The organism is Ralstonia sp. 25C (genome assembly GCF_051904805.1).
Lineage (GTDB): Bacteria > Pseudomonadota > Gammaproteobacteria > Burkholderiales > Burkholderiaceae > Ralstonia.
In genome coordinates, this window is sequence record NZ_CP196737.1 from 3,778,979 (window position 1) to 3,796,080 (window position 17,102).

Here is a 17,102-nt window from a genome sequence, read left to right on the forward strand (position 1 = left end):
TTTGTTTGCCCCCATTTTGATTTGCAACATGAGCACTGAACTGAAGCGTTACAACGTCGAACATCGCTATTCCGATGCCGCTGTTTACAACGGCGTCGTCTATGTCGCTGGCCAGGTGCCCGAGACCACGCTGGACGCCGGCATTGCCGAGCAGACGGCGGAAGTGCTCGCCATCATCGACCGCGTGCTGGCCGCCAACGGCAGCGACAAGACGCGCATCCTGATGTGTCAGATCTTCCTGAAGGACATCACCGAGATTGGCGAGATGAACACCGTGTGGGACCAGTGGGTCGCCGCCGAGTCCAAGAACTCGCCGCCGCGCGCCACGGTGGAGGCCGCGCTGGCCAACCCGAAGTACCGCATCGAAATCGTCGTGACGGCCGCACTGAAGAGCTGAGCCCGGCGCGCAACAGGCGAGACGCAAGCAGGACGCATCATGGAGCACAAGACCGACCGGCCGGCCGAAGGGGCTGGGCAGGTGGCCACCTCACCGGCAGAGCAGGTCGCACAGGCGATCGAATATCTGGCCGCCAACGCCGCAGACAAAGTCACGCTGACCGGCGAGACGCTGGAGTCGCACGCCCGCGGCACGATCGCCATTCTTGAGGGGCTGCGCGTTGATACGCCGTCGCTGCAGGCGGCCGCGCTGTTCCTGCTGCCCACGCTGGCAATGGACAACGAGCGCGCGCTTGAGCCCGTGTTTGGCGCCGAGGTTGTCAAGCTCGTGCACGACGTGCGGCAACTGCTGCGCATCGGTGCCATTGCAGGCCTGGTCAGCCCGACGGACGCCAGCATCACGCGCAAGAACGAAGCCGAAGCGCGCCGCGCCCAGGTCGAGGCGCTGCGCAAGATGCTGCTTGCGTTCGCGCAAGACATTCGCGTGGTGCTGATCCGCCTGGCGTCGCGGTTGCAATCGCTGCGCTGGCTGGCGCAGACCAAGCGCTCGGCTCCCGACGGTATGGCGCGCGAGACGCTCGACATCTACGCGCCGCTGGCCAATCGCCTAGGTATCTGGCAACTCAAGTGGGAGCTCGAAGACCTTGGTTTCCGCTTTGAAGACCCCGACACCTACAAGCGCATCGCCCGCCTGCTCGATGAAAAGCGCATCGAACGCGAAAAGTTCATCGGCGAGGCCATCGCCAAGCTGCAGAAGACGCTGCATGACGCGGGCATCCAGGCCGAGGTGTCGGGCCGCCCCAAGCATATCTACAGCATCTGGAAAAAGATGCGCGGCAAGGAGCTCGACTTTGCCGATCTGTACGACGTGCGCGCTTTCCGCGTGATCGTCGACGACATCAAGGATTGCTACACCGTGCTCGGTTTCGTGCACCACATGTGGCAGCCGATTCCCAAGGAGTTCGACGACTACATCTCGCGCCCCAAGGCCAACGGCTATATGTCGCTGCACACGGTGGTGATCGGTGACGACGGTCGCGCGCTGGAGGTGCAGATCCGAACGCGCGAGATGCACCACTTTGCCGAGTACGGCGTGGCCGCGCACTGGCGTTACAAGGAAGCCGGCAGCAAGGGCTACGCCGGCCAGTTCTCCGCCAGCGAGCGCTACGACGAAAAAATCGCCTGGCTGCGTCAGCTGCTGGCTTGGAAGGACGACGCCGAACACACCGTCGCGCACGAAGATTCGCCCTGGGAACAGCTCAAGCACACCGAGCTGGACGACCACATCTACGTACTCACGCCGCAGGCGCGCGTCATCGCCTTGCCGCAAGGCGCGACGCCGGTCGACTTCGCCTATTACCTGCACAGCGATCTCGGCCATCGTTGCCGTGGTGCGCGCGTCGACGGGACGATGGTGCCGCTCAACACGCCGCTCAAGAACGGCCAGACCGTCGAGATCGTCACCGTGAAGCAGGGCGGGCCGTCGCGCGATTGGCTCAATCCTGAGTTGCACTATCTGGCGAGCAGCCGCGCCAAGACGAAGGTGCGTGCTTGGTTCAATGCGCTTGAGCTGGAAGAAATGCTGGCCCAGGGGCGCGCCCTGATCGACAAGACCCTGCAGCGCGAAGGCAAAACCGCCGTCAACCTGGAGGACTTGGCCGCCAAGCTCGGCTTTAAGTCGCCGGATGATTTGTACGCCGTTGTCGCCAAGGACGAACTCAGCCTGCGCCGGGTCGAGGCTGTCTTGCGCTCTGACGGTGCGCCGCCACCTGCGCCTGTGGACGATGAGGCGTCGATCACCAAGAAGAGCAAGGCCACCAGCGTTGCCCGGGGCGCCAAGAGTGGCGTGCTGGTGGTGGGCGTCGATTCGCTGCTGACGCAGATGTCGCGCTGCTGCAAGCCGGCGCCGCCGGACCCGATCGTCGGATTCGTTACGCGCGGGCGCGGTGTGTCGATCCATCGGCAAAGCTGCGCGACGTTCCAGCAGCTGGCTGCCCGCGCGCCGGGCCGCGTGATTCAGACGGAGTGGGGCCAGCGTAGCGATTCGGTGTATCCGATCGATATCCAGGTCGAGGCGCTGGACCGCCAGGGTTTGTTGCGCGACATCTCGGAAATCCTCTCGCGCGAGAAGATCAACGTGACCGGCGTGCGCACGCTATCGAGCAAGGGCGTCGCCAAAATGCAGTTCACGGCCGAGGTGGCGGAGGCGACACAACTGCAGCGCGCGCTGACTTTGATCGAAGAAGTGCAAGGGGTGTTGACAGCCAGGCGCAAGTGACGGTATAGTCTTGTTCTTCGGCAGGCTCGTAGCTCAGCTGGTTAGAGCACCACCTTGACATGGTGGGGGTCGTTGGTTCGAGTCCAATCGAGCCTACCAACGCATTTAGCAGGACGCGTCGGGTAGGATGTCCAAGCCGTCATCCCTCGGGTTTGTCCCGTACAACTGAAGTGAAGGGCAAAACATGATTCAAGCACCGCGAACTACAACCGCTTCGGAGCGACAGTAGTCAAGGTGCGGTTTTCGCCCTTTGTGCTCTGCCCAAGCGGTAGTCAGCGCAAAAGAAAACGCGGCCTTGGCCGCGTTTTTTTTCGTCCGCGTTTTCATGTCATACGTGGCGATCAGGCTGAAAGCGCTTCGAAGCATCGATTCGACAACCTGCCGCACCAGCTTGGTGTGGCGCACGACAGAATGACAGCCTTCGCGCGGACCACAAGCGCGACGGTGACTCCACAGGAGCAAGCATGATCGCAATCACGTTGCCGGACGGTTCCCGGCGCGAGTTTCCCGGCCCGGTGACGGTGGCTGAAGTGGCGCAAAGCATCGGTGCTGGTTTGGCCAAAGCTGCACTGGCTGGTCGCGTGGACGGCCAGATGGTCGATACGAGCTACTCGATCGACCGCGATGCCAAGCTCGCCATCATCACCGACAAGGACGCCGACGGCGTTGACGTGATCCGCCACTCGACGGCCCACTTGCTCGCCTATGCCGTCAAAGAGCTGTATCCGGAGGCGCAGGTCACGATCGGCCCGGTCATCGACAACGGCTTCTACTACGACTTCGCCTACAAGCGCCCCTTCACGCCGGAAGACCTCGTCGCCATCGAAAAGAAAATGACTGAGCTCGCCAAGAAAGACGAGAAGGTCACGCGCGAGGTCTGGAACCGTGACGAGGCCGTCAAGCTGTTCGAGGGTATGGGTGAGAAGTACAAGGCTGAGATCATCGCCTCCATTCCGGAGGACCAGGAGATCGGCCTGTACCGCGAAGGCAATTTTGTCGATCTGTGTCGTGGCCCGCATGTGCCATCCACGGGCAAGCTCAAGGTCTTCAAACTGATGAAGGTCGCAGGCGCCTACTGGCGCGGCGATCACAACAACGAGATGCTCCAGCGCATTTACGGCACGGCGTGGGCCAAGAAGGAAGACCAGGAAGCCTACCTGCGCATGCTGGAAGAGGCTGAGAAGCGCGACCATCGCAAGCTCGGCCGCGAACTCGACCTGTTCCATATCGACGAAACCGCTCCGGGCATGGTGTTCTGGCACCCCAAGGGCTGGACGCTGTGGCAAGAGGTCGAGCAGTACATGCGCCGCGTGTACCGTGAAAACGGCTACCAGGAAGTCAAGGGGCCGCAGATTCTAGACAAGTCGCTGTGGGAAAAGACCGGCCACTGGGACAAGTACCGCGAGAACATGTTCATCACGGAATCGGAAAAGCGCGAGTACGCGCTCAAGCCGATGAACTGCCCCGGCCATATCCTCATCTACAAGCAGGGCATCAAGAGCTACCGTGACCTGCCGCTGCGCTTCGGTGAATTCGGCGCTTGCCATCGCAACGAGCCCTCGGGCGGTCTGCACGGCATCATGCGCGTGCGGGGCTTCACGCAGGATGACGGTCATATCTTCTGTACCGAAGACATGATCCAGGCCGAAGTGACGGCGTTTACGACGCTGCTGCAGAAGGTCTACAAGGATTTCGGCTTTTCCGAAATTCTGTACAAGCTGTCGAACGCGTCCAGAAAAACGCATTGGCTCCGAGGAGAGCTGGGATCGCGCCGAGGCTGCCTTGGCAGACGGCTTGCGTGCCTCCGGCTGCGAGTTCGAATACCTGCCAGGCGAAGGCGCGTTCTACGGCCCGAAGATCGAATACGTGCTGAAAGATGCACTTGGTCGCCAGTGGCAGTGCGGCACGATCCAGGTCGACCCGAACCTGCCGGAGCGCTTGGATGCGGAGTTTGTCGGCGAAGATGGGGCGCGCCACCGCCCCATCATGCTGCACCGGGCCATCGTCGGCAGCCTGGAGCGCTTTATCGGTATCTTGATCGAGCAATACGCCGGAGCGCTGCCGACGTGGCTTTCGCCGGTACAGGTCGCGGTGCTCAGCATCACCGATTCGCACGCTGAATACGCACAATCCGTTGCGCAATCCCTGCAAAAACAAGGATTTAGGGCGGTTGTCGATTTGCGGAATGAGAAGATTGGGTATAAAATCCGCGAGCATTCCGTTCAGAAGGTTCCCTATCAGGTTGTGGTGGGCGACAAAGAGCGGGATGAAAATCAGGTGGCCGTGCGTGCCCGTGGCAACGTCGATCTAGGCTCCATGCCGCTGTCGGCGTTCGTTGAGCGACTGCAGAACGATCTCGCCAACAAGTCATGAGCTGGACACGGCCTGTTTTTTTGATTCTTCGAGGACATCAACATCGCTACTGAGAAATCTCACCGCATCAACCGCGAGATCAGCGCACCGGAAGTCCGCCTGACCGGGGTTGAGGGAGAAGCGCTCGGCATCGTCAAGCTGTTCGACGCACTGCGTCTGGCAGAAGAGAAAGACGTCGACCTAGTCGAGATCGCGCCGACTGCGCAGCCGCCCGTTTGCCGCCTGATGGACTATGGCAAGTTCAAGTATTCGGAGCAGAAGAAGGCTCACGAAGCCAAGCTGAAGCAGAAGGTCATCCAGGTGAAGGAAGTCAAGTTCCGCCCTGGTACTGACGACAACGACTACGGCGTCAAGCTGCGCAACGCGACGCGCTTCCTGGAAGATGGTGACCGGGTAAAGGTTACCTTGCGTTTCCGGGGCCGCGAAATGGCTCACCAGGAGCTCGGCATGCGCGTGCTGGAGCGTATCAAGTCTGACCTGGAGGAATTCGGGCAGGTTGAGCAGATGCCGAAGATGGAAGGTCGCCAGGCAGTGATGATGTTGGCACCCAAGAAGAAAAAGTAATGCAGTGGCGGCCGGACGATTCCGGCTGCGCTGAGCAGGTTTCAGACGGAAACGTCGGAAAACGCGATGGGCTTCATCACCCATCGCGATACAACAAGTGGGTCCGGGTCTTAAAAGTGTCGGCGCCAGCCGTCCACCTGGCTTCATGTCAAAAGCGGAGTTGTTCCATGCCGAAGATGAAGACGAAGAAAAGCGCCTCCAAGCGCTTTACTGCCCGTCCTGGTGGCACGATCAAACGTGGCCAAGCCTTCAAGCGTCACATCCTGACCAAGAAGACCACCAAGAACAAGCGTCACCTGCGCGGTACCGAGGGCGTCCATGAGACGAACCTGAAGTCCGTTCGCGCAATGATGCCGTACGCCTAACCCTAACTAACTACGAAAGGAGCATTTCATGCCTCGAGTAAAACGTGGGGTCACAGCGCGGGCCCGTCATAAGAAGGTTATCAGCGCAGCCAAGGGTTACCGCGGCCGCCGCAATAACGTCTATCGCATCGCCAAGCAGGCGGTCATGCGTGCTGGTCAGTACGCTTACCGCGATCGTCGCAACAAGAAGCGCGTGTTCCGCGCACTCTGGATTGCACGTATCAACGCTGGCGCACGCGAGCATGGCCTGACCTACAGCAAGTTCATGAACGGCCTGAAGAAGGCGTCCATCGAACTGGACCGCAAGGTGCTGTCGGACATGGCCATTCACGACAAGGTGGCTTTTGCCGCCATCGTGAACCAGGTGAAAGCCAACGTCGCCTGATGGATTGGCCGGGCAGGCTGCTGGAATTGCCCAGTAAGTTTGCCGGCTGATCACCCTGACGGGGCTCTCACCGAGCCCCGTTTTTTATTTCGAATCTCCCGAATTTTTTCGCTCGCCTTCCCATGTCACTGGATCTGGACCAAGTCGTCGTCGATGCCCAAAACGCGTTTGCCTCTGTGGAGGACAACGCCTCGCTGGAAAACGAGAAGGCGCGCTTTCTCGGTAAGTCCGGCGTGCTGACCGACTTGCTCAAGGGCCTCGGTAAGCTCGATCCGGAGACACGCAAGACCGAAGGCGCGCGCATCAACCAGGCCAAGAGCCGCGTTGAAGAGGCGTTGAACGCCCGCCGCCAGGCGCTGGCCGATGCGCTCATGAACGCGCGCCTGGCCGCCGAAGCGATCGACGTGACGCTGCCCGGCCGCGACGTGGCCGAAGGCAGCCTGCACCCGGTGATGAACACCTGGGAGCGCGTCGCCAAGATCTTCGGTTCGATCGGTTTCGATGTGGCCGACGGCCCCGAAATCGAATCCGACTGGATGAACTTCACGGCGTTGAACAACCCGGACAACCATCCGGCGCGCTCGATGCAGGACACCTTCTACATCGACGGCCGCGACAGCGACGACAAGCTCCTGCTGCTGCGCACGCACACCAGCCCGATGCAGGTGCGCTACGCCCGCATGCACGTCGAGAAGTACAAGCACCTCGACCGCATCCCCCCGATCAAGGTCATCGCCCCGGGCCGCACGTACCGCGTCGACAGCGACGCCACGCACTCGCCGATGTTCCACCAGGTCGAAGGCCTCTGGATTGCTGACAACATCAGCTTTGCCGACCTGAAGGGCGTCTACACCGACTTCCTGCGCAACTTCTTCGAGCGCGACGACATCAACGTGCGCTTCCGCCCGTCGTACTTCCCGTTCACCGAGCCGTCGGCCGAGATCGACATGGCGTTCGGCAACGGCAAGTGGTTGGAGATTTCCGGTTCCGGCCAGGTGCACCCGACCGTGGTGCGCAACATGGGCCTGGACCCTGAGCGTTACATCGGCTTTGCGTTCGGCTCCGGCCTTGAGCGCCTGACGATGCTGCGCTATGGCATCAACGATCTGCGCCTGTTCTTCGAGGGCGATGTGCGTTTCCTGCGCCAGTTCGCTTAAGCGCCGCGCTCGCACTGACCAACCCGTCGCCCCGTTAATCGAATTCTTTTTCCTGTCGCGCCATGCAATTTCCGGAATCCTGGCTTCGCAGTTTCGTCAATCCGCCGATCACCACCGACGAGCTTTCCCACCGTCTGACGATGGCGGGCCTCGAAGTGGAAGAGGTCGACCCTGTTGCGCCGCCGTTCACGAATATCGTCGTCGGCCATGTGGTCGAGGTGAACAAGCACCCGGACGCCGATCGCCTGAACGTCTGCAAGGTCAACGCCGGTACGGGCGAACTGCTGCAGATCGTCTGCGGCGCGCCGAACGTGTCGGTGGGCATCAAGGTGCCGTGCGCGATGGTGGGTGCTGAGCTGCCGCCGGGGGAAGACGGCAAGCCGTTCAAGATCAAGATCGGCAAGCTGCGTGGCGTAGAGAGCTACGGCATGCTGTGCTCGGCGCGCGAGCTGAAGCTGTCGGAAGACCACGGCGGCCTGCTGATCCTGCCGGAAGACACGCCGGTGGGTGAAGACATCCGCAAGGTGCTCGATCTGGACGACCAGATCTTCGTCATCAAACTCACGCCCAACAAGGCGGACTGCCTGTCGATTCACGGTGTGGCGCGCGAAGTGTCCGCACTGACGGGCGCACCGATCACCGTGCCGTCGATGGCGCCGGTGGCGGTGACGCTGGCTGACAAGTTGCCGGTCAAGGTCGAAGCGCCGGACCTGTGCGGCCGTTTCTCGGGCCGCATCATCCGCGGCGTGAACGCACATGCGAAGACCCCGGGCTGGATGGTCTCGCGCATCGAGCGCGCGGGCATGCGCAGCGTGTCGGCATTGGTCGATATCTCCAACTACGTGATGCTGGAGCTGGGCCGTCCGTCGCACGTGTTCGATCTGGACAAGATCCACGGTGGCTTGACGGTGCGCTGGGGCAAGGCCGGCGAAGAACTCAAGCTCCTCAACGGCGACACAATTACCGTCGATGAAAAGGTCGGCGTGATCTCGGACGAGCAGGCTATCGAAAGCCTGGCCGGCATCATGGGTGGCGACAAGACCGCCGTCACGCTCGATACGCAGAACATCTATGTCGAAGCCGCATTCTGGTGGCCGGAGGCCATTCAGGGCCGCGGGCGCCGCTATAACTTCTCGACCGATGCTGGTCACCGCTTCGAGCGCGGTGTCGATTACGCGACCACCGTTGAACACATTGAGCGCATCAGTGCGCTGATCCTCGAGATCTGCGGCGGTCAGGCCGGCCCGATCGACGATCAGATCGTCAATCTGCCCAAGCGCGAGCCGGTGCGCATGCGTGTGGCACGTGCGGCGCGTGTGCTCGGCATTCCGCTGTCGCACGAAGTTGTGGCGGATGTGTTCAAGCGCCTCGGCCTTACGTTCAGCGTGGATGGCGATGTGTTCATCGTCGAGCCGCCGTCATACCGCTTTGACATTGAAATCGAAGAAGACCTGATCGAAGAGGTCGCTCGCATCTACGGTTTCGAGCAGATTCCGGCCAAGCCACCGGTTGCCGAAAACGCGATGCGCCCGACCAACGAAGCACGCCGCACGATGCACGACGTGCGTCACGCCGTGGCTGCGCGCGACTATCACGAAGTCGTCAATTTCGCTTTCGTCGAGACCGAATGGGAAGCCGATTTTGCCGGCAACACCAACCCGATCCCGCTGCTGAACCCGATCGCCAGCCAGTACTCGGTGATGCGCAGCACGCTTATCGGCGGCCTGCTCGACAAGGTGCGCTACAACCTGAACCGCAAGGCCTCGCGCGTACGCATGTTCGAGGTGGGCCGTGTGTTCCACCGTGATGCGAGCGTTGCGGATGGTGGCTTGTCGGTCGCGGGTTACGCGCAGCCGATGATGGCGGGCGGTATTGCGTATGGCCCGTCCAAGGAAGAGCAGTGGGGCGTGCAGACGCGCCCGGTCGATTTCTTCGACGTGAAGGGCGATGTGGAATCGCTGCTGTGGCCGCTGCAAGCTCGCTTCGAGCGCGCCGAGCATCCCGCGCTGCATCCGGGGCGCTCCGCACGTGTGGTGCTGAATGGCCGCGCCATCGGCTGGATCGGTGAGCTGCATCCGCGCTGGCTGCAGAAGTACGATCTGCCGACCGCGCCGGTGGTGTGGGAGCTAGAGCTCGACGCCATCACTGCAGTTGGCCTGCCGAAATATCGCGAAGTACCGCGCGTGCCGGCTGTGACGCGCGACATTGCATTGGTCGTGCGCCAGGATGTGGCGGTGCAGGACCTCGTTGATACGTTCGAGAAAACGGCCGTTGGCACCCCTTGGCAGCGTTATCTGCAAGGCGTGGTGTTGTTCGACGAGTTCCGTCCGAAGGCCGCCACGGCTGCCATTGGAGCGCAGGAGAAAAGCCTTGCCTTCAGAATTACGTTGCAAGATACTGACAGCACCCTCCAGGACGACATTGTCGAGGCCGCCACACAGCAACTGATTCGAGCGGCCGGCGATGCATTCGGCGCGCGCCTGCGCGCCTGACGTCCGCGCCTCGCGAGAGACAGCTCGAACGAACCTCCGCATTCGGATCGATCAACGCCTAAGCGAATCCTATGAACGATCAACACGCGCCCGCGTTGGCGGCATCCTCCTTGGGCGACTCGCTCGGTTCTTCTTCGTCAGCACTGGCCGACGTGCGTGATGCGCGCGGTCAGGAAGTGCCGACGCTCACCAAGGCCGAACTCGCCGAGATGCTGTTCGAGCAGGTCGGCCTGAACAAGCGTGAATCGAAGGACATGGTCGAGGCGTTCTTTGACGTGATTCGCGAAGCGCTCGAGCAAGGTGATAGCGTCAAACTGTCCGGCTTCGGCAACTTCCAGTTGCGCGACAAGCCGCAGCGCCCGGGCCGCAATCCGAAGACGGGGGAGATCATCCCGATCACCGCGCGGCGCGTCGTCACATTCCACGCCAGCCAGAAGCTCAAGGCGCTCGTGGAAGAGCGTGTCGAGCCCTTGCCGGCCGATGCTGTGGGCGCTGTGTAATTCCAGCTGTTTCCATCATTCCGTTTCTTTCGCCAGCCCTTCATGGCCGCCGATAAACACACGGAGCGGGTCAACCTGCCACCGATTCCTGCCAAGCGCTACTTCACCATCGGTGAGGTGAGTGACCTGTGTGCGGTCAAGCCGCACGTGCTGCGCTATTGGGAGCAGGAGTTCACGCAACTCAAGCCGGTCAAGCGGCGCGGCAATCGTCGCTACTACCAGCATCACGAAGTGCTGCTGATCCGGCGGATTCGCGAGCTGCTGTATGAGCAGGGCTTTACGATCAACGGTGCGCGCAATCGACTGGATGAGCTGCGACATGGCTCGGCCGTCGCACAGTCCATGGAGCCGGAAGTGGAGGCGACAGAGGTCGAGGTTGTCGCGCCTGCGCCGGTCAGCGCAGCAGGTGTTAGTGGCTCAGTTGATGTGCTGAGCCTGCGACGTGCGCTGACGGCTGTGCTGGACATTCTGCGCACTGATAAGCCGTAAAACCTAAGCCACGCTCGCGCTGCAAACAGACGTGAAAAAGCCCGCGTAACGCGATCCGTTACGCGGGCTTTTATTTTGGTCGGGGCGAGAGGATTTGAACCTCCGACCACCTGCACCCCATGCAGGTACGCTACCAGGCTGCGCTACGCCCCGAAGCACAAAAGTATAACAGAGGCCTGGTGCCGATGACTAGTGGTTCGCACGGTAACGCGATGCGTGTCTGGTGCAATATCATTCGACGGTGTTGGCGGCCCGCCGATAGCGCGCCGGCGTCATCCCCAGTTGCTGTTTGAACGCCTTGCCGAATGCCGCTTCGGATTGATAACCGACGCGCGTACCGATTTCGCCCGCGCTGAGCCGCGTGTGGATCAACGCGTCGCAGGCGAGTGTCATGCGCACGCGTGTGAGGAATTCCCACACCGTCATGTCGGCGCACGTCTTGAAGTGCCGCGCGTAGGTGGCACGCGACATGGCGGCCAGATCCGCGAGGGCGTCGATGGTCCACGGGTGTTCGGGCGCGCTTAGCATGGCCTGGATGGAGGGGCCGAGGCGCGCGTCCGAGAGCAGCGTCAATGTGCCGGGTGCCGCGTTCTCACGTTGACCGAAGACGCGCAGCGCAAGCGTCAACAGAGCCTGGCTCAGTGCGGTGACGATGGCGAGCGCACCGGGGGCACGCGTTTCGGATTCATTGCGCATCAACTCGATGAGCGCTCGCAACGCTGGGAACGATGCGCTGTCGATCAACGACACGTGTAGCGGATCAGGCAGGGTACGCACCAGCAACGTGGTGGAGCCGGGTTCATGTACGAAGCGACCGCACAGCAAATCGACGTCAGCGGCACCGCGGCCGGTCTGGCGCAGGGGGAGCATGCCGTCGTGGGTCAGGCGCGGTTTGCGAGGCTTGGCCGTGTTGGCTGGGTCGTGGAGCGTGTGTGCCGCGCCGCGCGGGAAGAGAATGAAATCGCCCTCATGCAACGTGAGGGTGCGGCCCCCAGTGTCCACCAGGCAGGTACCAGCCAGCACGAGATGGAACAGCACCTGCCCGTCAGGCTCTTCCGCATGCGGAACAGAAAATGGTCCCTGGAACAGGCATCGCACATCAAGGCTCGCCCGAGGTCGCGTGAGCTGGATGAACTGACTGAGCGCGTCCATTGAGACGATTTCGCTAAATATTGAAGAAATTGAGTATTCAGCGGATCGATCGAAAAGACAATACTCTTCTCAACGGCGCAGGTACTGGGCCAGCGCCATCCCACCGGGAGCACATCATGCTGAACTGGGTTGAGTATCGGAAGGAACTGCTGGGACGCATTGGCGAGATTGGCAAGATCACGCCGGATACGGTCAAGGGCTATCAGACGCTATCAGGTGCGTCGACCGGCAGTCTGGACCCGAAGACGCGTGAGCTCATTGCCCTGGCCGTGGCGGTGACCACGCGCTGCGATGGCTGCATCACCGTGCACACCGCCGAGGCGATCAAGCATGGCGCGACGCACGAAGAGATTGCCGATGCATTGAGCGTGGCGATTTCGCTCAATGCTGGCGCAGCGCTGGTGTACTCGGCACGCGTGATGGACGCCGTGCACGCCTACGAGAAGAGTTGATCGGACCAGAGCGCGTTCACTAGCGCCCGATGCGTAGGCGGCAGGTAGCTTGCCGCGACTCGCCGGGGGCAAGCAGATGCAAGCCTTCGCCGTGGTGGATCGCATTGGGCAGCCCCATCCACGGTTCGACACAATAGAAGTCGGATGTCGCGTTTTCTGTCCAGGTGGTGATGGCGTGCCAGGGCACCGGCGCGCCGTCCACTTCGATGCGGATGCGGCGGCCCAGTGGTGCGTCCGCATAGGGCGGAATAGCCAGCGTGGCTGCGCCGGCGGCATCGAGCAGGTGATAGCGGTCTTGCAGCGCCGGATCATCGGCTTGGTACGTGCTACGCCCGGGTTCCGGAACATCCAGGCTGCCGTCGGGGAGTTGTCGCGACAGCCGCGACGGTGGCATCGAGAGTTCCGTCGCGCCACGCAACGTATGCGGCAGCGCCAGATAGAAATGGTGGCCGGCGTAGAACGGCATCGGCGCTTGTCCGGCGCCTTCGTCGAGATGCGTGGCGGAGAACGTTGCCTCCAGCCCATCGTGAATCAGCCGGTATGTCACGCGAAACTCAAACGCGAAGGGATAGCCCGGACATGTTTGCGGGCTGTCGCGCAGCAGCATGACGATGTGCGAGTCGCTGGCCTCTTCCACGCTGAACGGGCGGTCGCGCGCAAAGCCGTGTTGCGGAAGGGTATGAACCTGGCCGCGCGCGTCGCGCCAGTGGCCGATGTCTCCGTCAACAAAATGCCGGCCGATGAAGGGGAACAGCAACGGATTGCCGCCACGCACCTTGGCCGGGTTGGACCAGTCGGCGGGCTCGGGCCAGAAAAGGATGTCTTCACCGCGATGGCGCCAGCGCACCAGCCGCCCGCCGGCATGCGGCGCGAGCAGCAGCATGGAGCCCTCGACATGGGCGTCGCCAATGCGGACGAGCGTTTGGTCCTGAAAGCGGGTGGTCGGCAGATCGTGCATGGGTTTAGCGGTGCGGTGACTTGTTGGCATGGGAATCGCGTACTAGATTGTCAATGCGTTTTGTCCGGAGGGAAACCATGTCTGTCGATTGCGCGCTGCCCGCACACACCGTGCCCCCGCCTGACGAGCCAGCGCCGCCTGGCATCCCACCGGATTTGCCGTCGCCCGATGAACCACCTCCACCGGTCGAGCCGCCGGAGGCGTCAGCGGTGTAATGCATGGTTACCAATCGTCACAGCTTTGCGTAAATCGGTTCGTAAGATAGCGCCAGTCCCGCGCGACTTGCGCGTTTCTATAACGACACTACGAGCCAAATCATGTCGATTCTTCCGCGTCTGACCTTGTGCGCTGTGCTGGTGGCCTCCATGGCCGGTTGTGTGGTGGCGCCTCCGGTGCAGACGCGCACCGTGGTCGTACACGAACCCGCGCCGGCACCGGTGGACCCGCGCGCCCGCTTTGACGAAGTGCAGGGCCGCCTCGCAGAAGAATTCCATCGCATCGACGTGCGCCAGTCGCAAGGCTATATCGATCCGTACCGTGCCGATGGCCTGCGTGACCGCCTGCGCCGCATCCGCCAGGAAGCCAACGACATGGCCAGCCAGCATCGCGGTGGCCTGTCTGGTGACGAACAACGTGCGCTGAACGAGGAACTCGGCGCTGTGTCGCACGACATCGGCCGCTAATCGTTGGTTTCCCAATCCGGTATTCGCCGATGCTGCATTGCGGTATCGGCGAAATGCAGTGTTGCGCGGCCAAACGCGCGCATTCGGTGCGCGCCGGGCGGAAGCTGGTACGCTTGCGTTCCTCTTCTGAACGCCAAGTCTCACGCGGCCGGCTGCCGTGCGAAAGATCATCCACTGCGACTGCGATTGTTTCTACGCTGCCATCGAGATGCGCGACGATCCGCGCCTGGTCGGCAAGCCGCTGGCCGTGGGCGGCCGGCCGGAGCGTCGCGGGGTCGTGGCGACCTGCAATTACGAAGCGCGCAAGTTCGGCATTCATTCGGCGATGCCCATGGCGCAAGCCGTCAAGCGCTGTCCTGACCTGCTGATCGTGCCGCCGGCCATGGACAAGTACCGCCAGGTCGCGCGCCAGATTTTCGCCATCTATCACAGCTATACGCCGCTGGTGGAGCCGCTTTCGCTGGATGAGGCGTACCTCGATGTGAGCGACAGCCCCATGCATGCCGGCAGCGGCACGCGCATCGCTGAAGACATCCGCCGCCGCGTGCGCGAAGAGATCGGCATTACCGTGTCGGCGGGCGTTGCGCCCAACAAGTTCATTGCCAAGATCGCCAGCGATTGGCGCAAGCCCGATGGTTTGTTCGTGGTGCGGCCGGAGCAGGTGGATGCCTTCGTCGCCGAGTTGCCCGTGGAGCGGCTATTTGGTGTGGGTAAGGTGACCGCCGCCAAGCTGCGCCGCCTGGGCGCGGAAACCTGTGGTGACCTGCGCGCCTGGGGCACGGACCGCTTGCAGCAGCATTTCGGCGTGTTCGGTTTTCGGCTGCATGACCTTTGCCGCGGCATTGATCATCGGCAGGTGCAACCCTCGCAGATCCGCAAGTCGGTCAGCGTGGAGGAAACCTACGCCACCGATCTGCGCACGCTCGCGGACTGCCAGCGCGAATTGACCATTCTCGTGGAACAGCTTGCCGCCCGCGTTGAGCGCGCCCGCGCCGGCAGCATGATCCACAAGACCTACGTGAAGCTGCGGTTTGCCGATTTTCGCGGCACGACGGTGGAGTGCATTTCGCCGCAGGTGTCGCTGCCGGTGTTTTCCAAGCTGTTGGCCCAGGGGTTTGAGCGCCGGCAGATTCCCGTGCGCTTGCTTGGGGTGGGCGTGCGGTTGTACGAGTCCGACGCACATGCGCGCCAGCAACCGCTGTTTGCCGACGACTTGAGCGCCGGCACGTGAGCCGGATGCGCCGTCAACCGGGCGTGAATTGACCTATTTTCCTGTCTGTAGCTCGGCGATAGAAGGGCGGAGTGTCGCCAGCGGGTAGAATGCCCGCTTTTTGCAAAAATCCGCCGCCGCGCGCCAAACGTGCGCGACAGTGCCTTCCATTACATCTGGACAGGCATGCAGATAGGAGACGCAGTCAATGAGCTTGTTCCGTACCAAAAACGTGGATCACATGATCCGCACTGGCCATAGCAATACGGGCCTGAAGAAAGTGCTTGGCCCCGTGGACCTGACTTTCCTTGGCGTCGGCGCCATCATCGGCACCGGCATTTTCGTGCTGACGGGCACGGGTGCGCTGACCGCCGGGCCGGCGCTTACGCTGTCCTTCATCGTGGCCGCATTGGCGTGTGGGTTTGCTGCGCTGTGCTACGCCGAATTTGCCTCGACCATCCCCGTCTCGGGCTCCATCTATACCTATGCCTACGCCACGATGGGCGAATTGGTGGCGTGGATCATCGGCTGGGACTTGATGCTCGAGTATGGCCTGGCGACCTCCGCTGTATCGGTGGGCTGGTCGGGTTATTTCCAATCGCTGCTGGCGGGTTTCGGCATGCATCTGCCGCAAGCGCTGACGGCTGCGCCGGGCGCCATTCCCGGCGTGCAGACGCTGTTCAATCTGCCAGCGCTCGTGATCATGTTGCTCGTTACCACGGTGCTGTCGTTTGGCGTGCGGGAATCGGCGCGCGCCAACAACATCATGGTGGTGATCAAGGTGACGGTGGTGCTGCTGTTCATCTTCGTGGGCGTGCGCCACGTGCAGCCGGCCAACTGGCAACCCTTCATGCCGTTCGGCATGAACGGCGTGTTCGGCGCGGCCGCCATTGTGTTCTTTGCCTTCATCGGCTTCGACGCGGTCACCTCGGCAGCAGAAGAAGTGCGCAACCCCAAGCGTGACCTGCCGATCGGCATCATCGGCTCGCTGGCGGTCTGCACGATCCTGTACGTGATGGTGGCGGCGATCATGACCGGCATCGTGCCGTTCGCGAAGTTTGCGGGTGTGGACCACCCGGTATCGCTGGCGTTGCAGATGGCGGGTGAAGGCTGGGTGGCCGGCTTTGTCGATCTGGGCGCCATCATCGGCATGACGACCGTGATCCTGGTGATGGCCTATGGCCAGACCCGCATCATCTTCGCCATGTCACGCGATGGTCTGCTGCCCAAGAGCCTGTCGCATATCCATCCGCGCTATGCAACGCCGTTCCTCAATACGTGGGTGGTCGGCATCGTGTTTGCGGTCATTGCCGCGTTCGTGCCGCTGAACGTGCTGGCTGAGCTGATCAACATCGGCACGCTGGCCGCATTCTCGTTGATCGCCGTGGCCGTGCTGGTACTGCGCCGTACGCGCCCGGATCTGCATCGTGGTTTCCGCTGCCCGGGCGTGCCGGTGGTGCCGCTGCTGGCGATCGCCATGTGCCTGTTCCTGATGAGCCACCTGCAGGCGGTCACGTGGATCGCCTTTTTGGTGTGGGTGGTGATCGGGCTGGTGGTCTACTTCGGCTACGCGCGTCGCCGCTCGCTGTTGCACACGCCGGAGCATGGCGCCGTGCAAGTGTCGGAAACGGCGCGCTGATCGCCCGAT

At 62.2% G+C, this 17,102-nt stretch carries 15 protein-coding genes, 2 tRNA genes and 1 pseudogene; 15 read left to right on the forward strand and 3 right to left on the reverse strand.

Annotation, left to right across the window (positions count from 1 at the left end; genetic code table 11):
* The first annotated feature begins 28 nt into the window (after positions 1–28).
* From ACS7SF_RS17605 to ACS7SF_RS17655, 11 genes and pseudogenes are all read left to right on the forward strand, one after another.
* Positions 29–397, forward strand: a complete 369-nt coding sequence (locus ACS7SF_RS17605) for a RidA family protein (RefSeq protein ID WP_439890942.1) — start codon at positions 29–31, stop codon at positions 395–397.
* 39 nt (positions 398–436) lie between these two features.
* Positions 437–2,674, forward strand: coding sequence for a RelA/SpoT family protein (locus ACS7SF_RS17610; protein ID WP_439890943.1), 2,238 nt, complete (start codon positions 437–439; stop codon positions 2,672–2,674).
* A gap of 22 nt (positions 2,675–2,696) precedes the next feature.
* A tRNA-Val gene (locus ACS7SF_RS17615) sits at positions 2,697–2,773 on the forward strand.
* Positions 2,774–3,138: 365 nt separating this feature from the next.
* A pseudogene (thrS, locus tag ACS7SF_RS17620) lies at positions 3,139–5,047 on the forward strand (threonine--tRNA ligase).
* Between the two features lie 42 nt (positions 5,048–5,089).
* On the forward strand, positions 5,090–5,611 hold the full coding sequence (infC, locus tag ACS7SF_RS17625) for a translation initiation factor IF-3 (RefSeq protein ID WP_426398815.1): 522 nt from the start codon (positions 5,090–5,092) through the stop codon (positions 5,609–5,611).
* A gap of 167 nt (positions 5,612–5,778) precedes the next feature.
* Positions 5,779–5,976, forward strand: a complete 198-nt coding sequence (gene rpmI, locus ACS7SF_RS17630; protein ID WP_004636003.1) for a 50S ribosomal protein L35 — start codon at positions 5,779–5,781, stop codon at positions 5,974–5,976.
* Positions 5,977–6,004: 28 nt separating this feature from the next.
* Positions 6,005–6,361, forward strand: coding sequence for a 50S ribosomal protein L20 (gene rplT / locus ACS7SF_RS17635; protein WP_012762124.1), 357 nt, complete (start codon positions 6,005–6,007; stop codon positions 6,359–6,361).
* Positions 6,362–6,483: 122 nt separating this feature from the next.
* On the forward strand, positions 6,484–7,518 hold the full coding sequence (gene pheS, locus ACS7SF_RS17640; protein WP_439890944.1) for a phenylalanine--tRNA ligase subunit alpha: 1,035 nt from the start codon (positions 6,484–6,486) through the stop codon (positions 7,516–7,518).
* A gap of 62 nt (positions 7,519–7,580) precedes the next feature.
* Complete coding sequence (gene pheT, locus ACS7SF_RS17645; RefSeq protein WP_439890945.1) at positions 7,581–10,010, forward strand: phenylalanine--tRNA ligase subunit beta; 2,430 nt, start codon at positions 7,581–7,583, stop codon at positions 10,008–10,010.
* Between the two features lie 71 nt (positions 10,011–10,081).
* Positions 10,082–10,510, forward strand: coding sequence for an integration host factor subunit alpha (locus ACS7SF_RS17650; protein ID WP_439890946.1), 429 nt, complete (start codon positions 10,082–10,084; stop codon positions 10,508–10,510).
* Between the two features lie 42 nt (positions 10,511–10,552).
* The gene (locus tag ACS7SF_RS17655; protein ID WP_439890947.1) at positions 10,553–10,999 is read left to right on the forward strand and encodes a MerR family transcriptional regulator; all 447 of its coding nucleotides are present in this window, start codon (positions 10,553–10,555) and stop codon (positions 10,997–10,999) included.
* Between the two features lie 76 nt (positions 11,000–11,075).
* Here ACS7SF_RS17655 and ACS7SF_RS17660 read toward each other — a convergent pair.
* Together ACS7SF_RS17660 and ACS7SF_RS17665 are read right to left on the reverse strand one after the other, a co-directional pair.
* Positions 11,076–11,152, reverse strand: a tRNA-Pro gene (locus tag ACS7SF_RS17660).
* Positions 11,153–11,230: 78 nt separating this feature from the next.
* Positions 11,231–12,151 carry a cupin domain-containing protein gene (locus tag ACS7SF_RS17665; RefSeq protein WP_439890948.1) on the reverse strand — a complete coding sequence of 307 codons (921 nt, stop codon included), beginning with the start codon at positions 12,149–12,151 and terminating at the stop codon, positions 11,231–11,233.
* Between the two features lie 116 nt (positions 12,152–12,267).
* On the opposite strand from ACS7SF_RS17665, the gene ACS7SF_RS17670 reads away from it, so the two are divergent.
* The gene (locus tag ACS7SF_RS17670) at positions 12,268–12,603 is read left to right on the forward strand and encodes a carboxymuconolactone decarboxylase family protein (protein ID WP_439890949.1); all 336 of its coding nucleotides are present in this window, start codon (positions 12,268–12,270) and stop codon (positions 12,601–12,603) included.
* A gap of 19 nt (positions 12,604–12,622) precedes the next feature.
* Here the strand turns inward: ACS7SF_RS17670 and ACS7SF_RS17675 are convergent, their stop codons facing one another.
* Positions 12,623–13,561 carry an aldose epimerase gene (locus ACS7SF_RS17675; RefSeq protein WP_439892795.1) on the reverse strand — a complete coding sequence of 313 codons (939 nt, stop codon included), beginning with the start codon at positions 13,559–13,561 and terminating at the stop codon, positions 12,623–12,625.
* 317 nt (positions 13,562–13,878) lie between these two features.
* Here ACS7SF_RS17675 and ACS7SF_RS17680 point away from each other — a divergent pair, with 317 nt between their 5' ends.
* The 3 genes from ACS7SF_RS17680 to ACS7SF_RS17690 all read left to right on the forward strand — a co-directional run bounded on the left by ACS7SF_RS17680 (position 13,879) and on the right by ACS7SF_RS17690 (position 17,093).
* Positions 13,879–14,244, forward strand: coding sequence for a hypothetical protein (locus ACS7SF_RS17680; protein ID WP_439890950.1), 366 nt, complete (start codon positions 13,879–13,881; stop codon positions 14,242–14,244).
* Positions 14,245–14,401: 157 nt separating this feature from the next.
* Positions 14,402–15,475 (forward strand): DNA polymerase IV, encoded by a 1,074-nt coding sequence (gene dinB / locus ACS7SF_RS17685; protein WP_439890951.1) that lies wholly within the window; start codon positions 14,402–14,404, stop codon positions 15,473–15,475.
* A 187-nt stretch (positions 15,476–15,662) separates the two neighbouring features.
* Positions 15,663–17,093: an amino acid permease gene (locus tag ACS7SF_RS17690; protein WP_439890952.1), complete on the forward strand. Its 1,431-nt coding sequence runs from the start codon at positions 15,663–15,665 to the stop codon at positions 17,091–17,093.
* The last annotated feature ends 9 nt before the right edge of the window (positions 17,094–17,102 follow it).

What these genes read in the sequence shown, in the direction of transcription:
- ACS7SF_RS17605 (WP_439890942.1), top strand. Translation starts at nt 29, where the DNA reads ATGAGCACTGAACTGAAGCGTTACAACGTCGAACATCGCTATTCCGAT.
- rplT (WP_012762124.1), top strand. Translation starts at nt 6,005, where the DNA reads ATGCCTCGAGTAAAACGTGGGGTCACAGCGCGGGCCCGTCATAAGAAG.
- pheS (WP_439890944.1), top strand. Translation starts at nt 6,484, where the DNA reads ATGTCACTGGATCTGGACCAAGTCGTCGTCGATGCCCAAAACGCGTTT.
- ACS7SF_RS17680 (WP_439890950.1), top strand. Translation starts at nt 13,879, where the DNA reads ATGTCGATTCTTCCGCGTCTGACCTTGTGCGCTGTGCTGGTGGCCTCC.
- ACS7SF_RS17650 (WP_439890946.1), top strand. Translation starts at nt 10,082, where the DNA reads ATGAACGATCAACACGCGCCCGCGTTGGCGGCATCCTCCTTGGGCGAC.
- pheT (WP_439890945.1), top strand. Translation starts at nt 7,581, where the DNA reads ATGCAATTTCCGGAATCCTGGCTTCGCAGTTTCGTCAATCCGCCGATC.
- ACS7SF_RS17675 (WP_439892795.1), bottom strand. Translation starts at nt 13,561, where the DNA reads ATGCACGATCTGCCGACCACCCGCTTTCAGGACCAAACGCTCGTCCGC.
- ACS7SF_RS17690 (WP_439890952.1), top strand. Translation starts at nt 15,663, where the DNA reads ATGAGCTTGTTCCGTACCAAAAACGTGGATCACATGATCCGCACTGGC.
- ACS7SF_RS17610 (WP_439890943.1), top strand. Translation starts at nt 437, where the DNA reads ATGGAGCACAAGACCGACCGGCCGGCCGAAGGGGCTGGGCAGGTGGCC.
- rpmI (WP_004636003.1), top strand. Translation starts at nt 5,779, where the DNA reads ATGCCGAAGATGAAGACGAAGAAAAGCGCCTCCAAGCGCTTTACTGCC.
- ACS7SF_RS17655 (WP_439890947.1), top strand. Translation starts at nt 10,553, where the DNA reads ATGGCCGCCGATAAACACACGGAGCGGGTCAACCTGCCACCGATTCCT.
- ACS7SF_RS17670 (WP_439890949.1), top strand. Translation starts at nt 12,268, where the DNA reads ATGCTGAACTGGGTTGAGTATCGGAAGGAACTGCTGGGACGCATTGGC.
- ACS7SF_RS17665 (WP_439890948.1), bottom strand. Translation starts at nt 12,151, where the DNA reads ATGGACGCGCTCAGTCAGTTCATCCAGCTCACGCGACCTCGGGCGAGC.